This is a genomic window from Paracoccus sp. S4493 (genome assembly GCF_000967735.1).
Taxonomy (GTDB): Bacteria; Pseudomonadota; Alphaproteobacteria; order Rhodobacterales; family Rhodobacteraceae; genus Paracoccus; species Paracoccus marcusii.
Window position 1 is genome coordinate 1 of record NZ_JXYF01000485.1, and the last position, 223, is coordinate 223.

At 65.9% G+C, this 223-nt stretch carries 1 pseudogene; it reads left to right on the forward strand.

What is annotated here, in order from left to right:
* A pseudogene (locus TW83_RS21585) lies at window positions 1-223 on the forward strand (aldo/keto reductase); the annotation flags it as partial.

Below are 223 nucleotides of genomic sequence, written 5' to 3' on the forward strand. Positions count from 1 at the left end.
CGCGCGGGTCGACATCGTCTATGTCCACGATCTGGGCACCTATACCCATGGCACCGACAACGACCGGCATCTGCAGGCGTTCCTGGGGTCCGGGTATGAACGGCTGGTTCGGCTGAAGGAGGCCGGCCGCATCGGCGCATTCGGTCTTGGCGTCAACGAAGCCGAGATCTGCCTGCGGGTGATGGATCACGGGCCCCTGGACGTGATCCTGCTGGCGGGGCGG